We start from the raw sequence: 24,473 nt of genomic DNA, 5'->3' as shown, positions 1-24,473 counted from the left end.
CTGAGAAGGATGCTCCCGGCCGGCCCACACCTCCCGACCCTCTGCCGACGAACCGCCAGCGACGAGGAGTGTGACGTGAGTGAGTGGCTGATCTACCGAGGCGCGGGAGCCCCGCACGACGGGATCGCCGAGCTGCCGCCACCTCCTCCGTGGCGGGACTTCGACGGCGCGCCACTGGTGCCGCCTCCCGCCCCCCTGGACCCGGGGTCCGAACGCAGGCTGGGCGTGCTGCGCCGCCAGGCCCGCTACCACCGCCCCGGCACTCACGAGCGCGAGTTGGTCAACGCGGCCCTCTATCTGCGCCGCCCGCTGCTGGTCACCGGTGAGCCGGGGAGCGGAAAGAGCACCCTCGCGCATTCGGTCGCGTACGAACTCGGACTCGGCCGCGTCCTCGGCTGGCCCATCGTCAGCCGCAGCACGCTCCGGGACGGCCTCTACCAGTACGACGCCATCGGCCGGCTCCAGGACCTGCAGATCGAACGTTCCGCCGGGACCTCCGGTGCGGAGGACTCGGCAGGGGGCATCGGCCGCTACATCCGCCTCGGGGCCCTCGGCACGGCGCTCCTGCCGTCGTCCCGGCCGCGTGTCCTGCTCATCGACGAACTCGACAAGAGCGACATCGACCTCCCCAACGATCTGCTGAACGTCCTGGAGGAGGGTGAGTTCACCATCCCCGAACTGGAACGCATCGCCGACCGCGCCCCGGAGGTGGCGGTGCGTGACGACGACGGTCGCATCGTCACGGTGCGCCACGGGAAGATCCGCTGCAACGCCTTCCCCTTCATCGTCCTCACCAGTAACGGGGAACGCGACTTCCCGGCGCCGCTGATGCGCCGCTGCATCCACCTGCAGATCGGCGTACCCGACAAGGAGCGTCTCGCGGGCATGGTGCGGGCGCATTTCGGGGACGAGGCGGCGGAGCGGTACGACTCGGTGATCGACTCCTTCCTCGCCCGTTCGCCGGGCGACGTGCGCGCGGTCGACCAGTTGCTCAACGCGATCCACCTCACCCAGCAGGCCGGTTGGGTGGACGAGGACGAGACCCGCCAGCGGCTCACCGCGGAACTGCTGCGGCCGCTCGACCGGACGCGGTGACCTCAGGTGCCTTCCGGCACGCCGGAGGAGGTGACCGGCCGAGCCTTCGAGGAGCTCATCGGCCGGATGAGGGACGCCGGGGTCAGGCTGGACGCCGAAGGGATCGCCGACGCGCTGTGGCTGGCGCAGTGGGCCGGCCCTGAGGGCCGGGAAACCCGGGCCCCCACGGGCCGGTCGCGGTCGGACCGATGGGATCAGGACGTTTCTCCCGCACCCGCCGGAGGGGCCGGCGACCCGTACCCGCCCGGGGCGGACGCGGACCCGGCGGAGCCCTTCGCCGCCGGGAGGCACGAAGTCGATCTGCATCCACGCCGCGGTGGTGCGCAGTCGTCCTCGCCCCCCGTCGGTGACGCCGTGCGCACGGTGTCACTTCCTGCGGCCTCCGCCTTTCCCGGGCTGCTGCCGCTGGAGCGCAGCCTGCGGCCGATCCAGTCGTACCGCCCCCAGGTGGCAGCGGTCCGCACCGAACTCGACGAGCCGGCCACAGCCGATCTGACCGCCGAAGCGGGCGGCCTGGTGCTGCCCGTCCTGCGCGGGGTGCGCCGGCAGGAGGCCGAACTCCACCTGCTGATGGACGCCTCCGCCTCGATGGCCGTCTGGGAGCAGATGCTGCAGGAACTCCGGGAGGTCTGCGAAAGGGTCGGCGCCTTCAGGAATGTGACGATCCATTACCTCCGTCCGCGCGGGAACGGCGTCGCGATCTCCTCCGGCCCGGGAGCGCACGAGGCGCTGCGCCCTGTGGAGCAGCTCTTCGACCCCACGGGCCGCAACCTCGGTCTCGTCGTCAGCGACTGCGCCGGGCCGTTGTGGCAGAGCGGGGCCCTGCACCGGATGCTCCACCGCTGGGTGCGGACGGCCCCCGTCGCGGTCGTGCAGCCGCTGCCCCAGCGGCTGTGGGGGCGTACCCTCCTGCCGGCGGTGCCCGGTCTGCTCCGCCGGCCGCAGGGAGGGGGGCACCGTGCACCCCGATTCCATCCGCTGCGCCGGGTCCGGGGTCCCGTACCGTCCGACGCGCTGCCGGTCCCCGTGCTCTCCCCGGTGCCTGCCGCGCTCGACGTCTGGGGCCGGCTCTCGGCGGGCACCGCGGGCGTCACCTTGAACGGTGCCGCCGCGTGGGTGAGCGCCGAGCAGTCCGCCGTCGCCCCGCGCGCCCCCGGCTCCGAGGATCTCGGCCCGGAGGAACTCGTCCGGGTCTTCGACGAGTCCGCCTCGGCCCCCGCACGGCAACTCGCGCTCTATCTGTCCGCCACACCCCTGACGCTGCCGGTCATGCAGCTCGTCCAGCGCTCGATGCTCCCGCAGACCGGACCGCCGGAACTCGCGGAGATCCTTCTCAGCGGCCTGGTGCGGGTGGCCAAGGACAGCGAGGACGAGCCGGGGGCCGAGGGGCTGTGGTACGACTTCCTGCCCGGGGTGCGCGATCAACTGCTCGGCCGGCTCAGCGCCGGAGAGGCCGCACTGGTCCTCAAGCACTGCTCCCTGTACATCGAGCGGACCTTCGGCCGGAGCGCCCGCAACTTCCCGGCGGTCGCCGTCGCGTACCTCTCGGGCGCGGGCCGCGAGCCCGCGACGGGTCCCGACGCCGTTCCCGAGCCCTTCGCCCGGGTCTCGGAGCGGGTGCTGCGCCGGTTCGAGCCGACCTTCGTGCTCCCGGCCCCGTCCGGAGCCTCCCCGGAACCGGCCGCGGCGGTCGAACCGGATCCCGCGGCCGAAGGACTGGCCAGTCTGGAGCGGTACGAGCGAGAGGGGGCCAGCCGTGACCTGCTCGAAGCCGTCCGGCTGCTGCGGGCCGCCCGCGTGCCCGCCGACGTCCGCCTCGCGGACGCCCTGCTGTACGCGTGGCGGGAATGGCGCGACCCCGGTGCGCTGGACGAGGCGGAGCAGGCCGCACAGAACGCACTCACGGCGGCGACCACCGGTGCGGACGTCCCGGGCGGGACGGGGCCGGCCGCCACCGTGACACTGGTGTCCGTCCTCAAGGAGCGGGCGGCGGACCGGATCGCGAACGGGCAGCTGCACGCGGCCCTGGCCGATCTGCTGCGGGCGACGGACCAGTGCCGCACGGCCCTGCGGAACCCCGGGGCGGAGCCGGAACCGCTGCTGCGGTGCGCTCTGCTGCACGCGCAGGCACTGCGCACCCTGTACGTGATCGACGAACGGCTCGACGACCCGCTGGGGCAGGACGAGCGGGCCCTGCTGCTCACGGAGGCGGAGGACTGTCTCACCGCGCTCCTGCCGCGCTGGCCGCCGTCCGGGCTGCCGGCCGCGCTGCTGCTCGAACGCGGGCGGGTGCTGCTCGCCCGGGCCCGGGCGGCGGGTTCCCGTGGCGACGGCACGGAGCAGCAGGCCCTCGTGCTGCGGGCGGTGGCCGACCTGGAGGCGGGTGCCCGGCCCGCCGACCCCACGGACATCCCGCGGGGCGACCTCCCCGCGGCCCTGCTGGATCTCGCGGAGGCGCTGGCCCTGGAGACCGGTGGCCGCGGCTGGGACCGGGCCGCGGAGGCGCTGGAGGAGGCCCGCGACCTCGCGCACGACCTCGGGGACGGGCCTTTGGAGGCGGAGTGCCTGCGTCGTACCGCCGGGATCTGCCGTGCCCGCTACACGCAGTCCGCCGAACCGGGTCCGCTGCGCCGGGCCGACGACGCCCTGGCGCGGGCCGTGCCCCTGGTGCCGGTGGATTCGCCCGTCCACGCCGCACTGCTGGCGGAGCGGGGTGAGGTGCTGCTGGAACGCGCCGCCGGGACCGGGGAGACGGCACTGGTCACCGAGGCGGTGCACGTGCTGCGGGAGGCGGTCTCCGAGACGCCGCCGCACACGGCGGGAGCGGCCGCCCGTCGGCTCCACTTCGGCCGGGCGCTGCGCCTGCGGCACCAGCGGCAGGGCGGCCTCGCCGACCTGCACGAGGCGGCGTGGACCCTCGAACAGGCCGGACGCGCCGAAGATCCGTCGGTGTCCTCGCGCGCCGCGCTGGAACTCGGCGACGTGCGCGTGGCGTTGGGCAACCGCACCGGAGTGCGGGAGAACCTGGAGCAGGCCGCCGTGGCGTACCGGCGCGCGGCCGCCGACGCGGTGGCCGCCGGCAACCCCCTGCTCGCCGCCCAGGCGCAGCACCGGCGGGGCGAGGTGCTGGAGACCACCGCCGGGGTGGCCGCGGCACTGGAGGCGTACCGGGAGTCCTGGGAGCAGTGGCAGGCCGCCGGCGGCCCGGCCTCGCCCGAGGCCCTGCGCACCAGGAGCCGGATGCGGGTGCTGGAGACGCCGCCATGACCAGACAGGTGTTTCCCGGTACGGGAGTTCGGGCATGTCCGAGCAGCAGACACCGCGACGAGGGGAACGCCGTGCAGAGTCCTCCGACCAGCGTGCCGTCGAGCGAACGGCACAGCCGGGAAACACCACTCCCCGACTTCACGGCCGTCGACATCGGGTCGGTGCCGGACCGTTCGGGCCATCCCGTGCTCTCCTCCGTCGTCTCCGGGCTGCTGCAGCGGTGGCCGTCGGCGGACGAAGCCGTGGCGGACTTCGGGGACAGCGCGGCCACAGAACGCTTTTGAGGCAAGACCGCGGAGCGAACGCGTCACTTCCGGCCGAATGTGTTTGTCCGACGGCTTAGTTGTGTCATGCAAGGAAGAGGCAGGCGGTCGGGCACGGGCCCGGCGGCGTGGACACCGTCAGGGGGCGCCGTGGTCGGCACCGGCGGTCTCCCGGACGGGGACGGTGCCCCGCACCCGGCGCCCTGGCCGCTGCTGCTCCTGGACGTGGCCGCGTTACGGGACTCCGGTGTGGCACCGGTCCCGTTCCGGCAGTTCGTCCTGAAGATCCACAGCCGCTGCAATCTCGCCTGCACGTACTGCTACATCTACGAAGGGGCCGACAGCACCTGGCGGCTCCGCCCCGTACGGATGTCCGTACGGACCATGCGGGCCGCGGTGGCCAGGATCGCGGAACACGTCAGGGCCCACCCGATCGCGGAGATCAGGGTCGAGATGCACGGCGGAGAACCCTTGCTGGGCGGCCCCGGGCCACTGGTGGGTCTGGCCGACATGCTCCGTGCCGCCCTGCCCCGATCCTGCACCCCGCGCGTCGTCGTACAGACCAACGGGACCCTGCTCACCGGTGCCGTGCTCGACCGGCTCGGCGCCGCGGGCATCCGCGTCGGGCTGAGCCTGGACGGCGGCTCGCGGGAGTTCAACAGCCGCCGGGTCGACCACGCGGGCCGGCCGTCCTGGCCGGCGGCGGCCCGCGCGGCCCGGCTGCTCGCCGAGCGGCCCGAGGTCTACGCCGGCATCCTCACCACGATCGACGTGCAGAGCGACCCCGCGGGTCTGTACGCCTCGCTCCTGTCACTGCGCCCGCCGTCCCTCGATCTCCTGCTCCCGCACGCCAACTGGACCACACCGCCCCCGAAGGGCAGCGGCCCCGCGCCCTACGGCGAATGGCTGAGCACGGTGTTCGACCTGTGGTGGACGGCGGAGCGGCCCGGACCGCCCGTCCGCCTGTTCCACGAGATCATCGGGCTGCTGCTGGGGCGGCCGAGCACCACCGAATCCGTCGGCCTGTCGCCGATGGCCGCTCTGATCGTCGACACGGACGGCTCCATCGAACAGGTCGACTCGCTCAAGTCCGCCTACGAGGGTGCCGCCTCTACCGGCCTGGACGTCTTCGAGCACACCTTCGACGCCGCTCTCGACCACCCGGGCGTGGCGGCCCGCCAACTGGGACTGTCCGGCCTGTCCGGGCAGTGCCGCCGCTGCGCGCTGGTGGATGTCTGCGGGGGTGGGAACTACGCGCACAGATTCCGGATGGCCGACGGTTTTCTTAACCCGTCCGTGTACTGCGTCGATCTGGAGCAGCTCATACGGCACATCGCCCACCGGCTCGACGAGGCGCTGGGCGACCTCCGCAATGCCCCCGGTCGCTCCACCAACACGCCCTGAGCTGGGTATTTCTGAGGGTTCGGCAGATAGTCTAAGGTGCCCGATGTCAGCGCTCGCAACCGCGTCATGGAGGGAGACGGTCGAATGGCCGAGCAGTCCCGGACCACTGGCCCCGGCGAGCACTTCACCATCAGTTACGCGGGGTTCAACCGCCCCTGGGCGACCTGGATCTCACACCAACTGGTCGGTCTCGGTCACCAGACGACGCTGCTGCGGTGGGACCCCGGCCCCGACGCCCCGCTGGCCGGCGCGCTCGGCGACCTCCTGGACGCTCCCGGACGCGTACTGCTGCTCCTGGACAACTGGTACTTCCGGCTCGGCCCGCGCACGGACGAGGAGTGGACGGAGGCCCTGCGCGAGGTCGTCCCGCCGAACGTCGACCGGTTCGCCGCGGTAAGCGTCGCGACCCGCGCTCTGCCGACCACCGCCGCGGCCCTGCGTCCGGTCGACCTCCGCGACCTGGACGCCGTCGAGGCACGGCGGCTGATCCTGCGCCGCCTGGGCCTTCCCACCGCACCGCTCCCGGCGGGCAAGAACGATGCCAAGGCCCCCCGCTTCCCGCACGACCCGCCGGAGATCCGCAAGATCCCCCGGCGCAACGACCGCTTCACCGGCCGGGACCCGGTCCTCGAGCAGCTCTACGACCTGCTGACCGCCGGCGGCTCCGAGGGCGCGCGCTGCGCCCTGCACGGCATCTCCGGCGTCGGGAAGAGCCAGATCGCGGCGGAGTACGCGCACCGCTTCGGAAACGACTACGACGTCGTCTGGTGGATCAGCGCCAACTTCCGCGGGACGGCACGCGAGCAACTGGCCGAACTCGCCCCGCGGCTCAACCTCCCGGTGGGCCAGGAGATCGGCGACCGGATCCGCGCGGTCCACGAGGCCCTGCGGGTCGGCCGGCCCTTCGGCCGCTGGCTGATGGTCTTCGACAGCGCCGACTACATGGACCAGGTCGAGGACCTGCTCCCCGAGGGCACCGGCCACGTCCTGCTGACCACCCTCACCAGGGACTGGTCGGTCTCCGGCCGGGCCCAGGAGATCGAGGTCCTGCCGTTCCTCCGCGAGGAGAGCGTCGCCTACGCACGACGGCGCGCACCACGGCTGACGGCCACCGAGGCCGATCTGCTGGCCGAGGCCGTGCAGGACCTCCCGCTGCTGCTCGCGCAGACGGCCGCGTGGCTGGACACCAATGCCATGCCGGTCAAGGAGTACGTCGAACTCATCAGGCGCGGTGAACCGGGGCAGCTGGGCATCGGCATCGGCGCGGACTACCCGATGGGTTTCCAGACCAGCTGGTCGATAACGCTGAACACCCTCCGCGACCGCAGCCCGGCCGCCGCCGAACTGCTGAAGCTCCTGGCCTTCTTCTCCCCGGACCTCATCCCGGTCCGGCTGGTGCAGGCCGCCCGCCCCGGAGATCTGCCCGAGCACCTCGCCACCCTGGTCGCCGACCCGATCGGCTGGCACACCGCCCTGCGCCGGCTCTCCGAGGCCACCGCCGTACGGCTGGACTACCAGTCCGGTCCCGGTCAGGAAGCCGCGGTCGGGAACGCCCAGATGCACCGGCTGTACCACGGATTCCTTCGCAACGAACTACCCGATGAGGAACGAGACGTCATGTCGGTCACCGCGTGCAGTGTCCTGGTGAGCGCGGATCCCCGGCGGCCCTCGGACACCCGCGAATGGTCCCGCTACGCCGAGCTCATTCCCCATCTGAAGCCGGCCGGTGCCCTGGACAGCCCCGATCCGGCCGTGCAGGAACTCATCCTCAACTGCCTGGAGTACCTGAAACTGCGGGGCGAGTACACCACGGGCCTTGCCCTGTGCGAGCAGGCGCTGGCACGGTGGCGTACCCGTATGCCGGCCACACACCGCACCATGCTGTTCGGCGTCCACCAGCACGCCAACATGCTCCGGCGCTCGGGGCGCTACCGGGAGGCGGAGGCCGTCGGGCGGGCCGTCGTCGAGGTGCTGGCGGACCGTGAACCCGACGACACCGACCTCCTCAGGGCCAAGAACGGACTCGGCGGCAGCCTCATGGCGCTGGCCCGGCTGACCGAGGCCTACGAGCTGTACGACGACGTGTGGCGGCAGTACGGCGGGCGGCTGGGGGAGGAGGACCCGAGTACCATTCAGGCCCGGAGCAACCTGGGCATCACCCTGGGCCTCCTCGGGCGCTACGGCGAGGCCCTCAAGGTGCACGGTGAGAACCTCGCCGTACGGGAACGCCTCCTGCGGCCCGAGCACCACCAGACGCTGCAGTCGGGACTGTCCTACGCCTGGATGCTGCGGTTGCTGGGCCGGTACCCGGAGGCGGCTTCCCGCCAGGAGCTCAATGCCCGGATGCACCGCCAGGTCATGGAGGCGAACAACCCGGAGACGCTGCGCGCCGAGCACAACCTGGCGCTGTGCATGCGGCGCAACGGCGACCTCGTGCAGGCGGAGTCGCTGATGCGGAGCGTCGTGGCCAGGTCCGCCCAGGTGCAGGGCCCGCGCCATCCCGAGACGCTGATGCTCCAGGCCGACTTCGCCACCTTCACCAGGGAGCACGGCGACCTCGAACAGAGCCGCGAGATGTCGGTCTCGGTCGCCGAGCGCTACCGGACCCTGGTCGGGGCGGACCACCCCTACGCCGTCGGCACGCACGGCAACACGGGCCTGGTGCTGTGGGAGTACGGCGAGCGGGACGAGGCCCTGGCCATCGCCGAGAAGGCCCTGGTCGGAATGGTGGCGGCGGTCGGTGCGGAGCACCCGTGGGCACTCGGCTGCGCCCTCAACGCCGCGGGGGCACGCCACCTCGCGGGTGACGAGGAGGGCGCCCTGGAACTCAGCCGCGCAACGGCGGCCACTGCCGAACTCGTCATGGGCGAAGCCCATCCGCTCACGTTCTCGTGCAAGGCCGCACTCGCGGACGACCTCAGGGGTCTGCGCCGCAACGAGGAGGCCAACAAGCTGGAGCGCCAGACGCTGCAGCAGCTGTCGGAAACGCTCGGTGCCCAGCACCCGCACACCATGTCGGTACGCCGCCGCGAGCGCCCCTACTGGGACTTCGAACCCCAGCCCATCTGAGCCCGCGCAAACGGAGGGGCCCCGCACTCGGCGAGTGCGGGGCCCCTCCTCGTGGTGTCGCTCAGTGGTGCCTCAGAGCTCGAAGACCTCGTGCACCAGCTGCTCCTGCTCCTGCTGGTGCCGCTTGGCCGAACCGACCGCCGGCGACGAGGAGGACGGACGCGAGACACGACGCAGCCGGTCGGCGTTGTCGGGCGCGGCGCCGAGCACCAGGTCGAGGTGGTCGATCAGGTTGAGCGCGATGAACGGCCAGGCACCCTGGTTGGCCGGCTCGTCCTGGGCCCAGACGTACTTCTGGGCCTTGGTGAACGGGGCCAGGGCGGCCTGGATCTCCAGACCCGGCAGCGGGTAGAGACGCTCGATGCGGATGAGGGCGGTGTCGAAGGCGCCGCGCTTCTCGCGCTCGGCGACGAGGTCGTAGTAGACCTTGCCGGAGCAGAAGACGACCTTGCGGACGTCCTCGGGCCTGCCGGCTCCGGAGGCGAAGTGCGGGTCGTCGATGACCGGCTGGAACTGGCCGGAGGTGAACTCCTCCGTCCGCGAGGTCGCCGCCTTCAGGCGCAGCATCGACTTCGGGGTGAAGACGATGAGCGGCTTGTGGTGCGGGTTGTGGACCTGCCACCGCAGGAGGTGGAAGTAGTTCGCCGGGGTGGTCGGGACCGCGACCGTCATGTTGTTCTGCGCGCACAGCTGCAGGAAGCGCTCGATGCGGGCCGAGGAGTGGTCCGGGCCCTGGCCCTCGTAGCCGTGCGGCAGCAGCAGGGTGACGCCGGAGGTCTGGCCCCACTTCTGCTCGGCCGAGCTGATGAACTCGTCGACGACGGTCTGGGCGCCGTTGACGAAGTCGCCGAACTGGGCCTCCCAGGCGACCAGCGCGTCGGGGCGGGCCAGCGAGTAGCCGTACTCGAAGCCCATCGCCGCGTACTCGCTGAGCAGCGAGTCGTAGACGTTGTAGCGCGCCTGGTCCTCGGACAGGTACAGCAGCGGGGTGTAGTCCTCGCCGGTCTCCCGGTCGACCAGGACGGCGTGCCGCTGGCCGAAGGTGCCGCGGCGGGAGTCCTGGCCGGCGAGGCGGACCGGGGTGCCCTCCATCAGCAGGGAGCCGATGGCGAGGGTCTCGCCCATGGCCCAGTCGATGGTGTCGTCCTCGACCATGGCCGCGCGGCGCTGCAGCTGCGGCATCAGACGCGGGTGGACGGTGATCCGCTCCGGGATGTTGACCTGCGAGGCGGCGATCCGCTTCACGGTCTCCTGGCTGATCGCGGTGCCCACCGGGACGGGGAACTCGGGCCCGGCGGCCGCGGTCTCCTCCTGCTGCGGGGCGGCCGGCGCGGTCGCCTCGCGGACCTCGGTGAAGACCTTCTCCAGCTGGCCCTGGTAGTCCTGCAGGACCTGCTCGGCCTCTTCCAGGGTGATGTCGCCGCGACCGATGAGGGACTCGGTGTAGAGCTTGCGCACCGAGCGCTTCTTGTCGATCAGGTCGTACATCAGCGGCTGGGTGAAGGACGGGTTGTCGGCCTCGTTGTGACCGCGGCGGCGGTAGCAGATGAGGTCGATGACGACGTCCTTGTTGAACGCCTGGCGGAACTCGAAGGCGAGCCGCGCGACGCGGACCACGGCCTCCGGGTCGTCGCCGTTCACGTGGAAGATCGGCGCCTCGATCATGCGCGCGACGTCGGTGCTGTACATCGACGAGCGGGAGGACTCCGGGGCGGCGGTGAAGCCGACCTGGTTGTTGATCACCACGTGCACGGTGCCGCCGGTGCGGTAGCCGCGCAGCTGCGACATGTTCAGCGTCTCCGCCACGACGCCCTGGCCGGCGAAGGCCGCGTCGCCGTGGAGCACGACCGGCATGACGGTGAAGTCCGTGCCGCCCTTGCCGATGACGTCCTGCTTGGCGCGGGCGATGCCCTCGACGATCGGGTCGACCGCCTCCAGATGCGAGGGGTTGGCGGCCAGCGAGACGGTGATCTGCTCGCCGTCCAGGCCGGTGAAGGTGCCCTGGGCGCCCAGGTGGTACTTCACGTCGCCGGAGCCGTGCATCGACTTCGGGTCGAGGTTGCCCTCGAACTCCCGGAAGATCTGCGCGTACGACTTGCCGACGATGTTGGCGAGCACGTTGAGGCGGCCGCGGTGGGCCATGCCGATGACGACCTCGTCCAGACGCGACTCGGCGGCGGCGTCGATGACGGCGTCGAGCAGCGGGATGACGGACTCGCCGCCCTCCAGCGAGAAGCGCTTCTGGCCGACGTACTTGGTCTGCAGGAAGGTCTCGAAGGCCTCGGCGGCGTTCAGCCGGCGCAGGATGCGCAGCTGCTCGTCGCGCTCGGGCTTGGTGTGCGAGCGCTCGACGCGGTCCTGGATCCACTTGCGCTGCAGCGGGTCCTGGATGTGCATGAACTCGATGCCGACGGTGCGGCAGTACGAGTCGCGCAGCACACCGAGGATGTCGCGCAGCTTCATCAGCGACTTGGCGGCGAAGCCGCCGACCGCGAAGTCGCGCTCCAGGTCCCACAGGGTGAGCCCGTGCTCGGTGATGTCCAGGTCGGGGTGCTTGCGCTGCTTGTACTCCAGCGGGTCGGTGTCGGCCATGACGTGGCCGCGGACCCGGTAGGAGTGGATCAGCTCGAAGACGCGGGCGGCCTTGGTGACGTCGTCGTCGTGGCTGGCGTCGATGTCCTTGAGCCAGCGGACCGGCTCGTAGGGGATGCGCAGCGCCTTGAAGATGTCGTCGAAGAAGTTGTTCTCGCCCAGCAGGAGCTGGTTCATGATGCGCAGGAACTCGCCGGACGCGGCACCCTGGATGACCCGGTGGTCGTAGGTGCTGGTCAGCGTCATGACCTTGGAGATGCCCAGCTTGTTCAGGGTGTCCTGGGAGGTGCCCTGGAACTCGGCGGGGTAGTCCATCGAGCCGACGCCGAGGATCACCGACTGGCCGGGCATCAGGCGCGGCACCGAGTGGACGGTGCCGATGCCGCCGGGGTTGGTCAGCGAGACGGTCACACCGGAGAAGTCGTCCATCGTCAGCTTGCCGACGCGGGCGCGGCGGACGATGTCCTCGTAGGCCTGCCAGAACTCGAAGAAGTTGAGGGTCTCGGCCTTCTTGATGGCCGCGACGACCAGCTGGCGGTCGCCGTTGGGCTTGACCAGGTCGATGGCGAGGCCGAGGTTGACGTGGTCGGGCTTGACCAGCGTCGGCTTGCCGTCCTTCTCCGCGAACGACCAGTTCATCGCGGGCATGATCTTCAGTGCCTGCACCATGGCGTAGCCGATGATGTGGGTGAAGGAGACCTTGCCGCCGCGGGCGCGCTTGAGGTGGTTGTTGATGACGATGCGGTTGTCGAACAGCAGCTTCACCGGGATGGCACGCACGGACGTGGCCGTGGGCAGCTCCAGCGAGGCGTTCATGTTCTTCGCCACGGCCGCGGACGGACCGCGCAGCGTCACGTACTCCGGACCCTTGGGCGCCTCGGTCGCCGGGGCGGCCTTCGCGGCCGGCTGCGGCTGCGCCGGGGTGGGCTTCTCGGCGACGGGCTTCGCCGGGGCCGGAGCCGGAGCCGGAGCGGCGGGCGCGACCGGCGCGGGGGCCGGGGCCTGGGCGGCCGGGGCCGGCGCGGCGGCGGGCGTCACGGGCGGTGCGACCGGTGCTGCGGCAACGGGTGCGGCCGGAGCGGCCGGCGGCGCTGCGGGGGCCGGCTGAGGCTGGCCCGAGGCGACTGCGGAACCCGTATCCGCTCCCGGCTTGTAATCGGCGAAGAAGTCCCACCAGGCTCGGTCGACCGAGTTCGGGTCCTGGAGGTACTGCTGGTAGATCTCATCGACAAGCCACTCGTTAGGCCCGAATCCCGCGGCAGGGCCCTGGCCCTGCCCATCGGTTTCGGTCGGGACGCTCGAGCTACTGGGGTGTGGCGACACGGCGGCAACCGCCCTCTTCCGCTTCACAAGGTGATGGACAGCGGAAATAAAGGCTACGCCTACCTGAGCGTTTCCTGCAGGCGGGGAGCCCAGTCGTCGCCTAAGTCACATCGGAAAGGCGGTTTCGGGGCGGAGTTTGGCGGGAATGGGGTGCTGAATCGACTGGTCCGGTTGCCTCTGGCAACGTCTGCCCAGGCAGGAGCGTCAAGCCGGCGCCGTGGTGGACCCCGGGAGGGTGACGCGGATCCGGCAGCCGCGGGGGGACTCGGCCACCGCGATGCGTCCGCCGTGGAGGTCCACCGCCCAGCGCGCGATCGCCAGTCCCAGCCCCGTCCCGCCGTCGCCCGGTCCCGCGGTGCCGCGGTTGAACCGCTCGAAGACGCGGGTGCGCTCGGACTCCGGTATGCCCGGGCCCTCGTCGAGCACCTCCAGGTCGAGACTGCCGGGGCCGCCGCCGCGCCGCGCGCGGACGGTGACCCGGCCGCTGGGCGGGCTGTGCTTGACGGCGTTGTCGATCAGGTTGGCGACCACCTGGTGCAGCCGCTCGGCGTCCGCGTACGCGGTCAGCTCCGGCGGTGAGACGTCCAGGTGGAGGTGGACGTCCTTGCGCGCCCGCCGGCCCGGCGCCTGGCCGTCCTGCAGTCCGAGGCCGGCCGTCTTGATCACGGCCGACAGGTAGGGCCAGACCTCGAAGCGCTTGGCGTCCAGCGGCACGATGCCGTTGTCCAGGCGGGAGAGGTCCAGCAGGTGGGCGACGAGCAGGCTCAGCCGCTCCGCCTGCTGCAGCGCGGTGCGCATGGTCTCCGTGTCGGCCTCGGAGACCCCGTCGACCACGTTCTCCAGGACCGCGCGCAGCGCCGCGATCGGGGTGCGCAGCTCATGTGAGACGTTCGCCACCAGCTCCTTGCGGTGCCGGTCGACGGCCTCCAGGTCGGCGGCCATCCGGTTGAAGGTCTCGGCCAGTTCGCCGACCTCGTCGCGGCGCACCGCGGTGACCCGCCGGCTGTAGTCGCCGCGCGCCATGGTGCTGGCGACCGAGGTCATCTCGCGCAGGGGCGCGGTCAGCCCGTGCGCCACCAGCTGCGAGATCAGCAGCGAGGCGATGATCGAGAAGATGGTGATGATCCGGATCTCGGTCGCGGAGTGCATCGCCACGAAGACCAGGCCGGTGGTGATCAGCACCGAGGCGAGCACCAGGTACTGCAGTGCCGCCTTGATCGACCGGAAGGGGTCGTACGGCCTCAGCGCGGCCCACACGCGTTCCCGCAGCTTCGGCGGGCGCGGCGCGCTGTAGGGGCTCACGGCGTGGGCGTCTCGAGCGCGTAGCCGACGCCGTGCACGGTACGGATGCGTTCCGCGCCGATCTTCCGCCGCAGCGCCTTGACGTGGCTGTCGACGGTGCGGGTGCCGGAGGCGTCCGCCCAGTCCCACACCTCGGCGAGCAGCTGCTCCCGGGAGAGCACCGCGCGCGGCTGCTGGGCCAGGCAGACCAGCAGGTCGAACTCGGTCGGGGTGAGGTGCACGTCGGCGCCCCGGACCCGGACCCGGCGCTGGGCGTTGTCGATCTCCAGGTCGCCGAGCTGCATGTTGGCGCCGCGCGGGTCGCGGGCGGCGATGGTGGCGCGCTCCACGCGGCGCAGCAGCACGTGCACCCGGGCCACCAGCTCGCGCAGCGAGAAGGGCTTGGTCATGTAGTCGTCGGCGCCCACGCCGAGCCCGACGAGCATGTCGGTCTCGTCGTCGCGGGCGGTCAGCATCAGCACCGGGACGGGGCGCGAGGCCTGCACGCGACGGCAGACCTCCAGGCCGTCGTACCCGGGGAGCATGACGTCGAGGACGAGGAGGTCGGGCTGCCAGGAGGCCGCGGTCTCCACGGCGGCGGGGCCGTCGCCCGCGGTGCGGACCTGGAAGCCCTCGGCCCGCAGGCGTACCGCGATGGCGTCGGCGATCGTCGCGTCGTCCTCGACCACCAGCACGCGGCGCTGCGCACCGGGGGTGGCCGCCACCGCTGCGGCGTCGAGCGTCGTCGGCTGTGTGCTGTCCATGTGGGGTCCCCCATGGTCGTTTGCGTTGCGCTGCAGCGTACGGGGCGGGACGACGCCGCGGCTATGCGGGTTTGATTGCCAGGTGCACGACATCCGGAACGCCCCGATTCACCGGGATCTCGATGGTCCGGACCTGCGTGAACTGCGCCGACCCCAGTGCGTCGTCGAACGCGGCGGACGGCTGCGCCGACCATACCGCCAGTACGCCACCGGGTTCGAGCCGCTCCCGGCAGGCCGCGAGACCCGCCGGACCGTACAGACCCCCGTTGCCCTCGGTGACCGTCCAGTCCGGGCCGTTGTCGATGTCCAGGCAAAGTGCGTCGTACGTCACGTCCGCGTTCCGGACGTAAGCCACCAGATCGCCCTCGACCACGCTGACCCGCGGATCCTCCAGCGCCCCTTCCGAGAAGGCCCCCAGCGGGCCCGCGCGGTGCCAGTCGACCACCGCCCGCTCCCGCTCGGCCACCGCGATCCGCGCCCAGCGCGGCTCGCCCGCCGCCCGCGCCAGGGAGAAGCCCACCCCGAGCCCGCCGATCAGCACCGACAGACCGGTCCGGTCCGCCGGGAGCGCGGCCAGGGCCGCGTCGACCAGCAGGCGCTCGGAGCGGCCGTCGGAGGTGTCCATCAGGAAGGTGCCGTTGGCGATGATCTCGTAGCGTCCGCCGCTGCGCCGCAACGCGATCTCGCCGTAGGGCCCGTCACGCCGGTCGAGGGTCACGGGCCGTTCGTCGTCCTCGTCGTACATGCCCACACAGCGTAATGACGCGGTCGCCCGGGCTGTACCGGTTATCGGACCCCGTCCGCGGCCGGGCCCCGGACCGCCACCAGGGCCGCGCCGGCGGCGAACAGCAGGACGGCGGTGGCCCAGGCGGCCGGCTGGGCACCCGGCTGCATCGACCAGGCCCACACCGCGGCGGCCCCGCCCGGGGTGCGGGGCGCCGCCAGGTAGGCGGTGCCGCCGTAGACCACCGGCGGCAGCCAGCTGAGCCGGGCGCCGAACAGCGCGGCGCCGGCCGCGGCGAGCCCGGTGAAGCCGAGCACGCCGCGGACCAGCGTCGGGGCGCCGAAGTGCGCCGGGTCGCCGGGCACCGCGGTGCCCAGCCAGAGCGCGGCGAGCCCGGTGAGGGCGAGCAGGTGCGCGCCACGCCACCGCCACCACGGCAGCGGCGCGGAGCGGTCCAGTTCGCCGGAGCGGCTGTGCAGCGAGAGCCCGGTGACCGCGGCGGCGAGCACCGGGACCAGGACGACCACGGGCACCTGGGCGCCGGAGTCGAAGAGCGGCCGGTCGACCAGCCGGTCCGCGCCCCAGCGGGAGACGGCGAGGAGGACGGCCAGCGCGGCGGCGGTGCCGGGCAGACCGCGCGAGCGCAGGTAAAGGGGTACGAGCGAGGGCGTCATGGCCGTGCCTCCTCGGCGGGTGGGGTTGGTGATCACGGCGCCGGGACACCACTGGTGTCGCAGCCCCGCGCCGCGACCAGGTAGCGGCCGAGCCAGGCGCGGCGCTCGGCCGGTGCCAGCGCGCGCAGGCGACGTGCCGCCGACTCCGCGTGCCGCTCCTCGGCCGCGGTGTCCGCGAACAGCGGGCGGCCGAGGTCCAGCCACTCCTGGACGGCGTACTCGGCGGGGTATCCGGCCGGGTTTGAAGAGCCCTCGCAGCCGAACGGCATGGTGACCGCGAACACGAAGTCCCGGTAGAGCATCTCCGGATCGCCCAGGCGGCCGCGGAAGACCCCGCCGTACAGCTCGAACCGGACCTCGCCGGGCGGTATGACACCACCGGTGCCGCCCTCGCGGTAGCGGACGGGAGCCCCCGGCGCACCCGCCAGCCGGGAGTCGATCCGCGTCACCACCGCCCGCACGGCGGGCAGCGCGCCGGCGTGGTCGGCGCGGACGCACACCGCGGGCGTGCCCCGGTCGCAGACCAGCGCGGTGGCGGAGGAATCGGAGCGCAGCAGGCCGTCGCCGGTGCCGTACAGCACGGACCCGGCGGCGACCGCCGCCAGGAGCGGCAGGACGGCGAGGGCCCTGCGTCGCGCATGGCCCGCCAGCAGGGCGGCGGCGGCGAGTCCGGCCGTCCAGACCACGCAGAGGACCCCGGCCCACCACACGGGGACGTCGCCGAACCCGCCCCAGGCCTTGTTCGCGGGGCTCAGCCATGCCGTGCCCGGTCCGGTGTACCCCGAGACGCCGACGCCCAGCAGGACGTACCCGGCGACGCCGACCAGAGGTGGCGAGAAGCGCCAGGGCACGGCCCGCCCCGCCGCGAAGCCGAGCGCCCCCAGGGAGCCGAGCGCCACCGCGTCCACCACCGGCAGGTGCCAGGCGGGGTGCCCGTAGGACGGGTACGGCAACAGCACCCCCAGGCATACGGCGGTCGCCGCCAGGTAGCCCAGCACCGGCCAGGCCATCGACGGCAGGGCCGCCGTCAGCGCCCTGCGCAGCGGCGACCGCGCGGCGGAGGCGAGCAGGTCGCCGGTGCCGCGCCGGCCCTCGCGGCCGCCCTGCCAGCAGCCCGCGGTGAGGGCGAGCGGACCGCCGAGGATCAGGCCCGCCCCACGGAGCGTCGCCTGGGTCGTCGCCCAGGTGTCGAACAGGAAGTACCGCCTGGCCAGCACGGCGACGATCACGCTCACGGCCAGCACGGCGCCCACCCACACCCCGGCCCCGCGCAGCAGCTCGGTGCGGTGGACCCGGGGGGCGGCGGGAGGTGCCGGCGGTGCGGTGGCCAGGGTGCCCGCGGCGCTCATACGGCGGCCTCCGGCGAGGCGGCGCGTGCGGAGCGGTGGCGGCGCAGCGCCGCCGTGTAGCCGCGTTCGGTCGGGCTGTCCCCGGCCGCGTCGTCGTCACCGGCGGCGGCCAGTTCCCCCGAGGTGCCGCAGAAGGCGACGCGCCCCTCGTCGAGGAGGGTCACCTCGGTGCAGGCGGTGGCGACGTCCTCGACGAGATGGGTGGAGACCAGGACGGTCGACGTGGTGCCCAGCTCCCTGAGCAGGGCGCGGAACTCCACCCGCTGCTCCGGGTCGAGGCCGGCCGTCGGCTCGTCGAGCAGCAGCAGCTCCGGGTCGTTGACGATCGCCTGGGCGATCCCGACCCGGCGCACCATGCCTCCGGACAGCGTCCTGATCCGCGCGTCGGCGCGCCCGGTGAGGCCGACCCGTTCCATCGCGCGCTCGACGGCTTCCGGCACCGCGGCCTTGGGCACCTCCTTCAGCCAGGCCATGTACGCCACGAACTCGCGCACCGTGAAACCGGGATAGTGGCCGAACTCCTGCGGCAGGTAGCCCAGGCGCCGCCGCACCGAGGTGCGCCCCGCGGGGACCGCCGGATCGACGCCCAGCAGCTCCAGCCGTCCGGACCGGTACGGCGCCACGGTGGCCAGCACCCGGATCAGCGAGGTCTTCCCCGCGCCGTTTGGGCCGAGCAGCCCGTGGACGCCGCGCCCGATGCGCAGGTCGAGGGCGTCCAGGGCGGTGGTCCTTCGGTGCCGCACGGTCAGGCCGTCCACATGGACGGTGGTCTCGGTGGTCACGGGCGCTCCAGGTGGTCGAAGGCGGTACGGCGCAGGATCAGCAGGCAGGCGCAGGCCGCGGCCGCCGCGGCCCAGGCGGGCTGAGCCGCGGGAGAGAGCAGCAGGGGCACGGCGACGGCGGGAAGCCCGCACAGGGCGACGGCCAGCAGCCAGGCGGCCGTGACGGCGACGGCGGCCCGATGGCACCCGGTCCAGCTGCCGAGCGCCAGGGTGGCCCCGGTCAGCACGAGCCCCGGCAGCAGCCAGGCCACGGCCGCGCCGGCTCCCGCGAGGACGCCGCCGGCGGCGCTCAGCAGCGGCACGCACACCGCCAGGACGAGCCCGGTGCGCGTCAGCAGCAGCCGCAGCCCGCCGGACGGCGTCGACGCGGCCAGTTCGTGGGCCGGGTCCCCGTACCTGCCGTAGGCGAGCGCCACACCCACCGGCGGCAGCACCGGGGCGAGCGCCAGCAGCCAGGGGCGTCCCTCCGGCGCCCCGCCGAGCCGGGACAGGGCCACGGCGACGGCGAGCGTCAGCAGTACGGATCCGACCCAGGCGGGCCGCAGCACGCGCGCGGACTGCAGGGCCGCCCGCCAGGGAAGGGTCCGCCCGGCCCGCGGGCCGGCCGCGGCCGCCTCCAGCACGGCCTCGCGGACGCCGGCCAGGAGGGGGCCGGCGCCGCCCGTCCTGACCAGCGCGGAGATCCGGATGGCGCAGGCCGTGCAGGAATCCAGGTGCGTGTCCACCGACCACGCGGCGGAGTCGGCGAGCGTGCCGTCGGCGTAGGCGGCGGCCGTGTCGTCCGGCACGTGCCGGACGGTCCGCTCGGCCCGCCGGGGTGCGGGGGTGGGTCGGCGGTTCAGCATGCGGCTCCTCCAGCGGGGCCGAGGGCGACGAGGGCGGCGCGCAGTTCGCGACGCGCCCGCGAGGCCCGGGTCTTGACGGTTCCCTCGGGTATCCCGAGCAGGTGTGCGGTCTCCCGCGTGGTGAGGCCGTCGACCACGGTGGCCCGCAGCACGGCCCGCAGTTCGGGGGAGATCCGGTCGAGCGCGGCGCCTACGTCGCCGTACTCCAGCCCGGCGAGGACGTCCTCCTCGGCCGAGGGGGCGGTGCCGGGTGCCCGCGCGGCGAGCAGGTCGCGGCTGCCGGCCCGCGCGGCGGCGCGACGGGCGTCCGCCAGCCGCCGGACGGCGATCACCCACAGCCAGCCGCCGACCGCGCCGCCGCCGTGGCCGTCCGCCGAGCGCCAGGCCGTGACGAAGGTGTCCTGGAGAACCTCGCGGACGGTCTCGGGGTCCGAGCAGCGCCGGGTGAGCCGGGCGTGCAGCCACCCGGAATGGCGGTCGTACAGATCCGCGAGGGCCTGGGAGTCGCCCCGGGCGACCGCGCGCAGAAGCGCGTCGTCCCCGGGGGGCTCGTGGCTCATGGGTCGGAAGAGTCTCACACCCCTCTATCGCCGCCGCTGCCGCGCGCGGTTCTCGGGAAGGGGCGGCAAGGACGTCCGGCGGTGCCCGCGCGGGGCCCGGGAAGGGTGCTCAGCGGCCGATCGCTCAGAGCGAACACGACCTGGGGAACACCAGGGGCATCAGATGCATTGAGTCTGCATAGCTCAACTTGATTGCTTAGGGAGAGATAATGGCTCAGTCGTCTTCGTCGGCGTTCGCGCCGCTCACCCTGCCCGTGCTGCCCCTCGACGACGAGGTGGTCCTGCCCGGCATGGTCGTGCCGGTGGACCTGACCGACGCCGAGGCGCGCGCCGCGGTCGAGGCGGCGCAGGCCGCCCAGCGGTCCGGGCAGCCCGGACTCGGCAACAAGCCGCGGGTGCTGCTCGTTCCCCGGGTGGACGGGGACTACGCGGGCGTGGGCACGCTGGGCACCGTCGAGCAGGTGGGACGTCTGTCGGACGGCGATCCCGGTGCCGTCATCCGCGGTGTGAGCCGCGTGCGCATCGGCGCCGGCACGACCGGTCCCGGCCGCGCCCTGTGGGTGGAGGGCACCGAGCTCTCCGAGCCCGCACCCGCCGAGGCTCCCGGCACCGTCGCGGAGCTCATGAAGGAGTACAAGGCCCTCGCCACCAGCTGGCTGCGCAAGCGCGGCGCCTGGCAGGTCGTGGACCGCGTCCAGCAGATCGAGGAGGTCTCGCAGCTGGCGGACAACGCCGGCTACTCGGGCTTCCTCACCACCAGCCAGCGCATCGAGCTGCTGGAGACCGTCGACCCGGTCGCCCGGCTGCGGCTGGCCACGCAGTGGCTGCGGGACCACCTGGCCGAGCAGGACGTCGCGGAGACCATCCGCAAGGACGTCCAGGAGGGCATGGAGAAGCAGCAGCGCGAGTTCCTGCTCCGGCAGCAGCTGCAGGCCGTCCGCAAGGAGCTGGCCGAGCTGAACGGCGACCCGGAGGACGAGGCGGACGACTACCGTTCCCGCGTCGAGGCCGCCGACCTGCCCGAGAAGGTGCGCGAGGCCGCCCTGAAGGAGGTCGAGAAGCTGGAGCGGTCCAGCGACGCGTCCCCCGAGGGCAGCTGGATCCGCACCTGGCTGGACACCGTCCTGGAGCTGCCGTGGAACACCACGACCGAGGATGCCTACGACATCCCCGGCGCGCGGGCGGTGCTGGACGCCGACCACGCGGGCCTGGAGGACGTGAAGGAACGCATCACCGAGTACCTGGCCGTGCGCAAGCGCCGCACCGACCGGGGTCTCGGCGTCGTCGGCGGCCGCCGCGGCGGCGCGGTGCTGGCCCTGGTGGGTCCGCCCGGCGTCGGCAAGACCTCGCTCGGCGAGTCCGTGGCCCGCGCGATGGGGCGGAAGTTCGTGCGCGTCGCGCTCGGCGGCGTCCGCGACGAGGCGGAGATCCGGGGCCACCGGCGCACCTACGTCGGCGCGCTGCCCGGCCGGCTGGTGCGTGCCATCAAGGAGGCCGGGTCGATGAACCCGGTGGTCCTGCTGGACGAGATCGACAAGGTGGGCTCCGACTACCGCGGCGACCCGGCCGCGGCCCTGCTGGAGGTCCTGGACCCGGCCCAGAACCACACCTTCCGGGACCACTACCTGGAGGTCGAACTGGACCTGAGCGACGTGGTGTTCCTCGCCACCGCCAACGTCCTGGAGGCCATCCCCGAGCCGCTGCTGGACCGCATGGAGCTGGTGCGGCTGGACGGCTACACCGAGGACGAGAAGGTCGTCATCGCGCGTGACCACCTGCTGCCGCGCCAGCGCGAGCTGGCCGGGCTCGGCGAGGACGAGGTCACCGTCGACGACGCGGCCCTGCGCAAGCTGGCCGGGGAGTACACCCGCGAGGCGGGCGTGCGCACCCTGGAGCGGTCGATCGCCCGCATCCTGCGGAAGGTCGCGGCCAGGCACGAGCTCGGCGAGCGCGAGCTGCCGTTCACGGTGACCCCGGAGGACCTGCGGGAGCTCATCGGGCGGCCGCACCACGTGCCGGAGTCGGCGCAGGACCCGCAGGAGCGGCGCACGGCGGTGCCGGGCGTGTCCACGGGCCTGGCGGTGACCGGCGCGGGCGGCGACGTCCTCTACATCGAGGCGTCGCTGGCCGACCCGGAGACCGGCGGCAGCGGGCTGCAGCTCACCGGGCAGCTGGGCGACGTGATGAAGGAGTCCGCGCAGATCGCGCTCTCCTTCCTGCGCTCGCACGGCGCCGAACTGGAGCTGCCGGTCGGCGATCTGAAGGAGCGCGGCGTCCACATCCACGTCCCCGCGGGCGCGGTCCCGAAGGACGGCCCGAGCGCGGGCGTCACCATGACCACCGCGCTGGCCTCGCTCCTGTCGGGGCGCCGGGTCCGCACCGACGTGGCGATGACCGGCGAGGTGTCGCTGACCGGGCGGGTGCTGCCGATCGGCGGCGTCAAGCAGAAGCTGCTGGCGGCGCACCGGGCCGGGATCACCACCGTGGTCATCCCCAAGCGGAACGAGGCGGACCTGGACGACGTCCCCGCCGAGGTCCTGGAGAAGCTGGAGGTCCACGCGGTCTCGGACGTCCGGCACGTGCTGAAGCTCGCCCTGGAGCCCGCCGTCACCGGCGCGGACTCCGGCCTGGAGGACGGCCCCGCGCCGTCGGCGGCGGAGCCCTCGGTCGCGGCCTGAACGAGGCCCTGACCGGGTGAACGGAGAGCGGCCCCTCCCATGGCCTGAGGAGGGGCCGCTCTCCGTGCGTGCGGCCGTCGGCGGGACACCAGATGTGGAAGTGCCCCTGGTCACGTGGTTGGTCCGCGCCTGCGAAATACTGGGGGCGCTGCGCACAGGGCGGCCGGAGACGAGACGTTTTCACGACGGAAGGCGGGTGACCAGGTGGCCGGAACCGCCGGCTCCCCCAGGGAGGCGGATCCCGTGATGGAGGCGCTCGAACGCGAGCTCACCGTCCTGTTGCGGCGTGCCCGCGCCTCCTCCGGCGAGATGGCCCGCGAGGTCCATCCCGACCTGGAGCCCGCCGCGTACGGGATCCTCGCCCGGCTCGCCGAGACCGGACCCGAGCGGGCCACCGTGCTCGCCGGCTACTTCGGTGTCGGCAAGGCCACGATGAGCCGTCAACTGCGCGCCCTGGAGGACCTCGGGCTCGTCCGGCGCGAACCGGACCCCGCCGACGGACGGGCCTTCCTGGTGCAGCTGACCACGGAGGGCGCCGAGCGCTTCTCGCGGGTCCGGCAGGCGCGCCGGGCCCGCTACGTCAACCGGCTCAGCGGCTGGGACCGCGACGAACTGCGCGAACTGGCCCGGCTGCTGGGCCAGCTGAACTCCTCGCAGGAGCAGGAGGGCGCGTAACCCGCGCGGCCCTCCGCCCTCCGCCGGCGTGCGGGCCCGCCGCCGTCACCACTGCGCCAGCACCGCGGTCGCGTCGTCGCGCACCTTGCCGCGCGGGAAGCGGGTGCCGTCCGGGTCCGCGGACTCCGCAGCGCGCACGCGCCGCAGGAGTTCCCCGGGGCCGGCCTTGCGCAGCAGCGTGAACGCGCCCTGCCAGTCCTGCTCGTGGAAGACCTCGACCAGACGGGCGGCGCCGTCCGTCAGGGCCGCGACCGCGCGGACCCGCGAGCGCGGGTGGGTACCCGTGACGGCGCGGTCCGCGACCGCGGGGTCGGCCGCCGCGGTGAAGAAGCCGCCCTCGGCGTTGCGCAGGGCCTCCACCGCCCGTCCGTACTCCGCGGCGGCCTCGGCGCGGGCGGCCGTGCCGCGCGGCAGGGCCCGCACCGCGGCGCGCAGCGCGGTCACCGGACCGGGCAGCCGGTCCAGCCGGTCGTCGCGCACGGCACCGACCTGACCTGCGGTGTCCTCGATGAGCAACACCGAGTCGGATAGCACCAGATGCTCCACGGTGTCCGCATTCCACCGGACCGCCACCACGGTCGCCTGCGGGGTGCGGCGGTGATAAAGGTCACAGGTGTCGCGGTGCGCGTCGGCGGTGCGCAGGACGGCTTCCGCGAGACACTGCGCCAGGCTCGGGGCCGCGGGCGAAACGGACAGTTCGATCATGGATCCGCCCAGGTGGGCGACGTACCAGGGGACGTCGTGACGGCAGCCGGTGGGGCCGTCGGGAGGGGTCACGCCGTCCAGCAGGACCAGTGAACCGCCGCCGCCTGACGCGGGCATGGCCACCGCCACGAAGTCCTCGTTGGGGCGCCCGGGGCTGCCGGGCTCGGTCGCCGTCTCGATGCGCATGCGGTCAGTCTGCAGCAGCCGCCGGGGGGAGCTGTTCGAAGTCCGGGGACGCCCGCCGGGGGTCACCGGTGGGCGAAGGCGCGCATCCTGCCAGGGCGGCGGCCGCGATGCCAGTTCCGGTGCCGCTCGGCCGGAAGGCGCGCGCGTAACGATCCAGCCGGGGAGTTGAACGTCAACTTGTCGGTGCGATTCACTCGTTCGGGTGTCGAGGCGGGGGACGCACATCTGCATTCCGGG

At 73.2% G+C, this 24,473-nt stretch carries 17 protein-coding genes; 7 read left to right on the top strand and 10 right to left on the bottom strand.

Annotation, left to right across the window (positions count from 1 at the left end):
* The first annotated feature begins 75 nt into the window (after positions 1–75).
* From CHF15_RS20075 to fxsT, 5 genes are all read left to right on the top strand, one after another.
* Positions 76–1,095, top strand: coding sequence for an AAA family ATPase (locus tag CHF15_RS20075; protein ID WP_089225201.1), 1,020 nt, complete (start codon positions 76–78; stop codon positions 1,093–1,095).
* Between the two features lie 30 nt (positions 1,096–1,125).
* Positions 1,126–4,362, top strand: a complete 3,237-nt coding sequence (locus CHF15_RS20070; RefSeq protein WP_245938925.1) for an SAV_2336 N-terminal domain-related protein — start codon at positions 1,126–1,128, stop codon at positions 4,360–4,362.
* Positions 4,363–4,433: 71 nt separating this feature from the next.
* Positions 4,434–4,646, top strand: coding sequence for a hypothetical protein (locus CHF15_RS20065; protein WP_143681596.1), 213 nt, complete (start codon positions 4,434–4,436; stop codon positions 4,644–4,646).
* 204 nt (positions 4,647–4,850) lie between these two features.
* A complete protein-coding gene (locus CHF15_RS20060) occupies positions 4,851–6,029 on the top strand; it encodes an FxsB family cyclophane-forming radical SAM/SPASM peptide maturase (RefSeq protein WP_410169653.1) in 1,179 nt (392 codons plus the stop codon).
* 84 nt (positions 6,030–6,113) lie between these two features.
* A complete protein-coding gene (gene fxsT / locus CHF15_RS20055) occupies positions 6,114–9,098 on the top strand; it encodes an FxSxx-COOH system tetratricopeptide repeat protein (protein ID WP_089225198.1) in 2,985 nt (994 codons plus the stop codon).
* Positions 9,099–9,170: 72 nt separating this feature from the next.
* Here fxsT and CHF15_RS20050 read toward each other — a convergent pair whose 3' ends face one another.
* The 9 genes from CHF15_RS20050 to CHF15_RS20010 all read right to left on the bottom strand — a co-directional run bounded on the left by CHF15_RS20050 (position 9,171) and on the right by CHF15_RS20010 (position 19,992).
* Positions 9,171–13,013: a multifunctional oxoglutarate decarboxylase/oxoglutarate dehydrogenase thiamine pyrophosphate-binding subunit/dihydrolipoyllysine-residue succinyltransferase subunit gene (locus tag CHF15_RS20050; protein ID WP_089225197.1), complete on the bottom strand. Its 3,843-nt coding sequence runs from the start codon at positions 13,011–13,013 to the stop codon at positions 9,171–9,173.
* A 204-nt stretch (positions 13,014–13,217) separates the two neighbouring features.
* The gene (locus tag CHF15_RS20045) at positions 13,218–14,315 is read right to left on the bottom strand and encodes a HAMP domain-containing sensor histidine kinase (protein WP_089225196.1); all 1,098 of its coding nucleotides are present in this window, start codon (positions 14,313–14,315) and stop codon (positions 13,218–13,220) included.
* The gene (locus tag CHF15_RS20040; protein ID WP_089225195.1) at positions 14,312–15,058 is read right to left on the bottom strand and encodes a response regulator transcription factor; all 747 of its coding nucleotides are present in this window, start codon (positions 15,056–15,058) and stop codon (positions 14,312–14,314) included. The genes CHF15_RS20045 and CHF15_RS20040 overlap by 4 nt, the downstream gene beginning before the upstream one ends.
* Positions 15,059–15,119: 61 nt before the next feature.
* Entirely contained in the window at positions 15,120–15,803 is a 684-nt protein-coding gene (locus CHF15_RS20035; RefSeq protein ID WP_089225194.1) for a spermidine synthase family protein, read from the bottom strand.
* Positions 15,804–15,844: 41 nt separating this feature from the next.
* Entirely contained in the window at positions 15,845–16,456 is a 612-nt protein-coding gene (locus CHF15_RS20030; protein WP_089225193.1) for a hypothetical protein, read from the bottom strand.
* Between the two features lie 32 nt (positions 16,457–16,488).
* Positions 16,489–17,805, bottom strand: coding sequence for a hypothetical protein (locus CHF15_RS20025; RefSeq protein WP_089225192.1), 1,317 nt, complete (start codon positions 17,803–17,805; stop codon positions 16,489–16,491).
* Positions 17,802–18,587, bottom strand: a complete 786-nt coding sequence (locus tag CHF15_RS20020) for an ABC transporter ATP-binding protein (RefSeq protein WP_179279875.1) — start codon at positions 18,585–18,587, stop codon at positions 17,802–17,804. The genes CHF15_RS20025 and CHF15_RS20020 overlap by 4 nt, the downstream gene beginning before the upstream one ends.
* Complete coding sequence (locus CHF15_RS20015) at positions 18,584–19,432, bottom strand: zf-HC2 domain-containing protein (protein WP_089225191.1); 849 nt, start codon at positions 19,430–19,432, stop codon at positions 18,584–18,586. Before CHF15_RS20015 ends, CHF15_RS20020 begins: the two co-directional genes overlap by 4 nt.
* Positions 19,426–19,992, bottom strand: a complete 567-nt coding sequence (locus tag CHF15_RS20010) for an RNA polymerase sigma factor (RefSeq protein WP_089225190.1) — start codon at positions 19,990–19,992, stop codon at positions 19,426–19,428. Before CHF15_RS20010 ends, CHF15_RS20015 begins: the two co-directional genes overlap by 7 nt.
* 209 nt (positions 19,993–20,201) lie before the next feature.
* Between CHF15_RS20010 and lon the strand changes: the two genes are divergently transcribed.
* Positions 20,202–22,670, top strand: a complete 2,469-nt coding sequence (gene lon / locus CHF15_RS20005) for an endopeptidase La (protein ID WP_089225189.1) — start codon at positions 20,202–20,204, stop codon at positions 22,668–22,670.
* 246 nt (positions 22,671–22,916) lie between these two features.
* The gene (locus CHF15_RS20000) at positions 22,917–23,345 is read left to right on the top strand and encodes a MarR family winged helix-turn-helix transcriptional regulator (RefSeq protein ID WP_245938932.1); all 429 of its coding nucleotides are present in this window, start codon (positions 22,917–22,919) and stop codon (positions 23,343–23,345) included.
* 45 nt (positions 23,346–23,390) lie between these two features.
* On the opposite strand, the gene CHF15_RS19995 is transcribed toward CHF15_RS20000, so the two are convergent.
* Positions 23,391–24,236: a hypothetical protein gene (locus tag CHF15_RS19995; RefSeq protein ID WP_089225187.1), complete on the bottom strand. Its 846-nt coding sequence runs from the start codon at positions 24,234–24,236 to the stop codon at positions 23,391–23,393.
* Positions 24,237–24,473: the final 237 nt, after the last annotated feature.

The organism is Actinacidiphila glaucinigra (genome assembly GCF_900188405.1).
Classification (GTDB): Bacteria; Actinomycetota; Actinomycetes; order Streptomycetales; family Streptomycetaceae; genus Actinacidiphila; species Actinacidiphila glaucinigra.
Note: the sequence above shows the minus strand (reverse complement) of the source record. Positions and strands in the feature narration are given on the sequence as shown.